This is a genomic window from Streptomyces sp. FH025 (assembly GCF_017427025.1).
Taxonomy (GTDB): domain Bacteria; phylum Actinomycetota; class Actinomycetes; order Streptomycetales; family Streptomycetaceae; genus Kitasatospora.
The window spans coordinates 1-5,886 of sequence record NZ_JAFLNG010000492.1; the positions used below are offsets into that span (position 1 = coordinate 1).

At 73.0% G+C, this 5,886-nt stretch carries 6 protein-coding genes; 1 reads left to right on the forward strand and 5 read right to left on the reverse strand.

All coding sequences use genetic code 11. The features are described 5' to 3' along the window. The 5 genes from J0670_RS27555 to J0670_RS27575 all read right to left on the reverse strand — a co-directional run. Positions 1–485, reverse strand: a 485-nt coding sequence (locus tag J0670_RS27555) for a DUF445 family protein (protein WP_307806720.1), incomplete at its 3' end; no start/stop codon positions are given. Between the two features lie 163 nt (positions 486–648). Next, positions 649–2,010 carry a glycosyltransferase gene (locus J0670_RS27560; RefSeq protein ID WP_207814402.1) on the reverse strand — a complete coding sequence of 454 codons (1,362 nt, stop codon included), beginning with the start codon at positions 2,008–2,010 and terminating at the stop codon, positions 649–651. Between the two features lie 178 nt (positions 2,011–2,188). Then, a complete protein-coding gene (locus tag J0670_RS27565; protein ID WP_374223180.1) occupies positions 2,189–3,148 on the reverse strand; it encodes an ATP-binding cassette domain-containing protein in 960 nt (319 codons plus the stop codon). A gap of 35 nt (positions 3,149–3,183) precedes the next feature. Beyond that, positions 3,184–4,011, reverse strand: coding sequence for an ABC-2 family transporter protein (locus J0670_RS27570; RefSeq protein WP_307806721.1), 828 nt, complete (start codon positions 4,009–4,011; stop codon positions 3,184–3,186). Then, a complete protein-coding gene (locus J0670_RS27575) occupies positions 4,004–4,867 on the reverse strand; it encodes an ABC-2 family transporter protein (RefSeq protein WP_207814403.1) in 864 nt (287 codons plus the stop codon). The genes J0670_RS27570 and J0670_RS27575 overlap by 8 nt, the downstream gene beginning before the upstream one ends. Before the next feature lie 289 nt (positions 4,868–5,156). Between J0670_RS27575 and J0670_RS27580 the strand changes: the two genes are divergently transcribed. Next, positions 5,157–5,886: biosynthetic peptidoglycan transglycosylase (locus tag J0670_RS27580; RefSeq protein ID WP_207814404.1), on the forward strand; the 730-nt coding region annotated here is incomplete at its 3' end.

Consider the following 5,886-nt stretch of genomic DNA (forward strand, 5'->3'; position numbering starts at 1 on the left):
TCGAGCACCCCGCGCAGCGCCGCCGAGGCCTCCTTGGTGACCCGCTCGGCGCTGCCCGGCGCGGCCAGCCACTCCCCCAGCCGGCGGCCGATGCCCAGCGCCGCGAGCCGGCCGCGCACCACGTGGCCGGCGAGGAAGTTGTCGCCGACGAACTCGCCGAGCGAGCGCCCGAAGGCGTCCTTCTTGGTCGGGATGATCGCGGTGTGCGGGATCGGCAGGCCCAGGGGGCGGCGGAACAGCGCCGTCACCGCGAACCAGTCGGCCAGGGCGCCGACCATGCCGGCCTCGGCGGCGGCCGCCACGTAGCCGGCCCAGGCGCCGGCACCGGCCGCCTCGGCCCAGGTGGACAGGGCGAAGACCAGGGTCGCGAAGGCCAGCAGGCCGGTCGCGATGGTCTTCATCCGGCGGACGCCGCGTCTCTTCCGCTCGTCGGCCGCGGTGAAGCGGACTCCCGAGCCGGTCCCGCTGAAGGCTTCGTCACTCACCCCGCCAGTCTGCCCGCTGCCCAGCGCGAGTGGGGGCGCGCCCCATCATCACGCGCCCTCGGCGCCACCGCGCAACGGATTCACACCCCGTCCGGGACGATCTCCACCGCGCCCCGGCACGGTCCGGCCGGGCGCGCCCGGTCCGATCACGCGGACGTCCGGATCACCCCCGCCCGCCGTTCACCGAGTTCGCGAGCCGGCGCCACAGCGGACGGCGCCGCAGGCCGCGCCGCACCTGCTCCGGGACGATCCCGCGCCACAGCTGCTGGGCGAGGTTGAGCGGCGGGGCGGCCTCGACGACGGGCTCCTCCCGCAGCAGGAACAGCTCGTCCGGCAGTCCGAGCCGGGTGTTCCGGAAGGCCGGGAACCCCGCGTAGTGCCGCCGCCCGTCCACCACCACCGGCGGAGTGCCGTGCGCGGACTCGTAACGGATCTGGTCGCGCAACGCGTCCGGCCGCACGGCGGCGGCGAGTTCGAGCCGCACCCGGACGGCGGCCGGCAGCCGGGAGTACACCGCGCGGGCGCCGAACCGCTCGATCAGCCGACGGACCTCGACGCACACCCGCTCCTGCAGGGCGTCGTCCAGCAGCAGGAAGCCGCCCTCCAGCAGCCGGGGCACCTCCCGGGCGAAGCTGCGGGTCCGGATGGCGTCCAACTCCTCGCCGGGGTCCGCCAGTTCGACGGCCACCTGCTGGAGCGCGGCGACCCCGAGCAGCCGGTCCAGCGCCCCGGCCCGCTCGGTGACGTCGCCCAGGCCATCGCCCCGACCGTCGCCCCGGCCGTCGCGCGGCGCCGGGAAGCAGCAGTCGTAGTCGGCGAGTACGGACACCCGACCGGCCCGCAGGCAGGCCTCCAGGGTGAAGGGCTGGTCCGAGAAGGCCTTCAACTCCTCGTTGCGGCGCAGCCCGTGGCGCCGGATGAAGTCGAGGCGGAACAGTTTGGTGTCGGACAGCGCCCAGGCCAGCGCCGAGTCGGTGAAACCGACCGACTCGGCGTTCGCGTGGAAGATGCCCTGCGGCACCGGCCGCCCGTCCGCCCCGACCCGCTTGGGCACCACCACGTCCGAGCCCCAGGCGTCGGCGGCCGCGACCAGTCGCTCCAGCGCCTCCGGGCCGAGATGGCCGAGATGGCCGGGACGGCCGGGATCGCCGTCGGTGCCGAGGAAGAGCACATAGCGGCCGCGGGCCATGGCCTGGCCGCGGTTGGCGGGGGCCGCCGGGCCGCCGGAGTCGGGCTGGTGCACCACCCGGAACAGCCCGGGGTGGCGGGCGGCGTACTCGTCGAGCAGCGCCTCGCCGCCGTCCGTGGAGCCGTCGTCGACGGCCATCACCTCCAGCCGCCCCGGTGCCAGGGACTGGCCGGCCAGCGAGTCCAGGCAGGCGGTGAGGTGCGGCATGGCGTTGTGGACCGCGACCACCACGGTCGCGTCGGGTACGGTCATCGGGCGGCGGGCCTCCGGGGTGCGTTCGCCGGTGCGGTTCTCCGGGCGATGAACGGTCAACTCGGCCACCCGTCCGGGAGTCACGTGCCCTCCCCGGACGGATGACCGACCCCGAACGCGCGCTCGGGGCGTCAGCCGTTCGGGACCCCGGCGCACGTCCGGGCGCTACGGACGCTCCGTACGCACCGGGCGCTCCGCACGCACCCGGGCGCTACGGACGCACCCGCGCGCATCGGGCGCTACGGGCGCACCCGCGCGGGCCTCAGCCGATCGCCACCTTCGCGTACATCCGGGCGATCACGTCCTCGATGGCCGGCTCGCGCACCGAGAGGTCCACCAGCGGGTAGCGCTCGGCCACCGCCGCCACGATCGGCGCCGCGCTCTCCCGCGCCGGGAAGGCCAGCCACTGCCGCGGCCCCTCGACCTTCACCACCCGGGCCCCGGCCACCTCGATCGGGGGCCGGGCCTCGGCGAGGTCGACCACCAGGGTCCGCTCGCTGCGGCCGGTGGTGTGCAGTCCCTCCAGCCCGCCGTCGTAGACCACCCGGCCGTGGTCGATCACCATCACCCGGTCGCAGAGCTGCTCGATGTCGGTGAGGTCGTGGGTGGTGAGCAGCACCGTGGTGCCGCGGTCGCGGTTGACCTCGCGCAGGAACTCGCGCACCTTGCCCTTGCTGACCACGTCCAGGCCGATGGTCGGCTCGTCCAGGTACAGCACCTGCGGGTCGTGCAGCAGCGCCGCCGCGAGGTCGCCGCGCATCCGCTGGCCGAGCGAGAGCTGCCGCACGGGCGTGTCCAACAATCCGGCCAGGTCTAGGAGTTCGACGCAGCGACCGAGGTTCTCGCGGTACCGCTGATCGGGGATGCGGTAGATCCGGCGGGCGAGTTCGAAGGAGTCGCGCAGCGGGAGGTCCCACCACAGGGTGGTGCGCTGCCCGAAGACGACCCCGATCCGGCGGGCCAGCGCGACGCGTTCGCGGGCCGGGTCGACCCCGGCGACGCGCAGCCGTCCGCCGCTGGGGACGAGGATGCCGGTGAGCATCTTGATGGTGGTCGACTTGCCGGCGCCGTTGGGCCCGATGTAGCCGACGCACTCGCCGGCCTCGACGGTGAAGCTGAGCCCGTCCACCGCGCGCACCTCGCGCCTGGTGCGGCTGAACCGGCCGGTGCGGGCCCGCACGGTGAAGGTGCGGCGGACGTCCTGGAGTTCGATCAGTGCCACGGTGATTCCTCACGGGAGGTACGGGAGAGGGGGGTTCAGCTGCCGGTGCCGCGGTAGGCCCGCAGTCCGGCCCGCCAGGCGAGCCCGGCGGCGGCGACGCACAGCGCGGCGGCGACCGGGGAGGCGTACTGGAAGGCGGTGGGCAGGCCGAGCGGGTCGGGCCGGCCGAGGACGCGCAGGGAGGGCAGCCAGTTGACGAAGGCCAGCGGGACGCCGAAGACCACCCCGGCCACCAGTTCCTTCGCGAAGATGGTCGGCGGGTAGTGCAGCAGGGTCGCGCCGCCGTAGGTGAAGGAGTTCTGGATCTCCTTGGACTCGCCCCACCAGAACTGGACGGTGGCGCCGCCGACGTAGATCGCGCCGAAGATGACGCTGCCGCACACCAGCAGGACGGGCACCAGCAGCACCCGGTCCCACGTCCAGTGCACGTCCAGGGCGGCCAGCGACCAGGCGAGCACGACCGCGGCCTGGAGCGGGCGGCCGAGCCGGCGCAGCGAGAAGCGTTCGGCGCACAGCTGGGAGAGCGCGGGGGCGGGGCGGATCAGCATGGTGTCCAGCGAGCCGTTCATGATCCGTACGCCCAGGCCGTCCGCGGAGCCGACGAGCAGGTTGGCCATGCCGAGGGAGAAGGTCGCGGTGGCGTACAGGAAGGCGATCTCCGGCAGGTGCCAGCCGCCGAGTTCGTCGGTGTGCCGGAACATGATCACCAGCACCACGAAGTCGAGGGAGTGGGTGACCAGGCTGGCCAGCAGGTTCAGTACGAAGGAGGCCCGGTAGGCCATCATCGAGCGCATCCACATCCGGGCGCACATCCACCAGGAGCGGACGGCCCAGGAGCTCCGCGCGGCGAACGACTCAGCCACCCTGCACCACCACCCTGCGGGTCGCCAGCCACTGCGCGCCGCGCCCGGCGGCGAGCAGCGCGACCGCCCAGCCGAGCTGGAAGCCGAGCGCGCCGAGCAGCCCGGTGCCGCTCGCGCGCTCCAGGAAGACGTCGGTCGGCACCTTGATCAGCGCCGCCCAGGGCAGCACCCGGGCGAGGTCGCCGAGCCAACCGGGGAAGAGCGCGATCGGCAGCAGCATCCCGGAGAAGAACATCGAGACCACCAGCATCACCGCGCGCACCCCCTCGGAGTCGTGCAGCCAGAAGCCGGTGATCGAGACCAGGAACCGCAGCCCGAAGCTGGCCAGCAGCGCGAGCAGTGCCGAGAGCAGGAAGAACACCCAGGTCAGCGGGTGTTCGGGCATCCGGGTGCGGAACACCAGCGCGCCCACCAGCATCGGTACGGTGCCGCGGACCAGCGCCTGGAAGGCGGCCCGGCCGAGGTCGGTGGCCAGCCACCAGCCCTGGAAGTCGACGGGGCGGTAGAGGTCGACGGCGATGTCCCCGCTGCGGAAGCGGTCCTGGACGTCGTCCTGGAAGCCCCCGCCCCAGACCGCGACGGTGACCAGCAGGCTCTGGCTGACCCAGATGTAGGTGACGGCCTGGCTCTGGTCGTAGCCGCCGAGGGCCGGGCGGGCCTGCCAGAGGGCGAGGAAGGAGGAGGCCAGGATGATGCCGAAGACGGTGTTGGTGAAGGCGCCGGCCAGGGTGGCGGCCCGGTAGGTGGAGTAGCGGCGGAAGGCGCCGCGGGCGACGGCGGCGTAGAGCCCGAGGGCGGCCCCGGCAGGGGTTCCGGTATCGGGAGGCCTCGCCCCGATCAGTGCAGCGTTCTGCATATTGTCTCCTTGTCGACAAATACGGGCAGACGGATGCCCGCAGGCGTCAGCGGATACCCGCAGACGCCAGCGCACGCCCCAACGGCTCCGAGCGGCCGCACCCGGGGGTACCGGGCCGGACGAGCGGAGCTGCCAGATGTCAGAGCGCTATGGGGTTCGCACCTTTCACCGTACCGCCGGCCCCCACCGCCCGCACCGGGTTTTCGAAGCACGCCCGGGTCTCGCACAACCCCACACCTCAGACCCATGACCGGCGCTGAGCCTGCGTCAAATAGCACATAATCGCCGCATGACCTTGAGCACCCGGCGCCAGGCCAAACGGGCCGCCCGACGCGCAGCCCGACGTGCCCTCCCCCGCTGGCGCCGGCTCCTGCCCACCTGGCGAGTCACGCTCGGCACCCTCACCGCGCTCCTACTGCTCGCCGTCGGCGGCTTCGCCGTGCTCTACGTCATCGTCCCCGTGCCCGACCCCAACGCCCATGCCGTCGCCCAGAACAACATCTACCTCTACGCCGACGGCACCACCGAGATCGCCCGCACCGGCGCCGTCAACCGCACCGACGTCACCATCGACCAGATCCCGCTCCAGACCCAGCAGGCCGTCGTCTCCGCCGAGGACCGCACCTTCTACCAGAACCGCGGCATCGACCTGAAGGGCATGCTCCGGGCCGGCTGGAACACCCTCCTCGGCAAGGGCATGCAGGGCGGCTCCACCATCACCCAGCAGTACGTCAAGAACTACTACCTGACCCAGGACCAGACCATCGAGCGCAAGGGCCGCGAACTCCTCATCGCCCTCAAGGTCGACCAGCAGCGCGACAAGCGGGAAATCCTCGCCGGCTACCTCAACAGCAGCTACTACGGCCGCGGCGCCTACGGCATCCAGAGCGCCGCCCACGCCTACTACGGCGTCGACGTCACCCAACTCACCCTCGGCCAGGGCGCCTACCTCGCCTCACTCCTCCAGGCCCCCAGCCTCTACGACGTCAAGACCGCCACCCCCGCCAACCGCGAGAAGG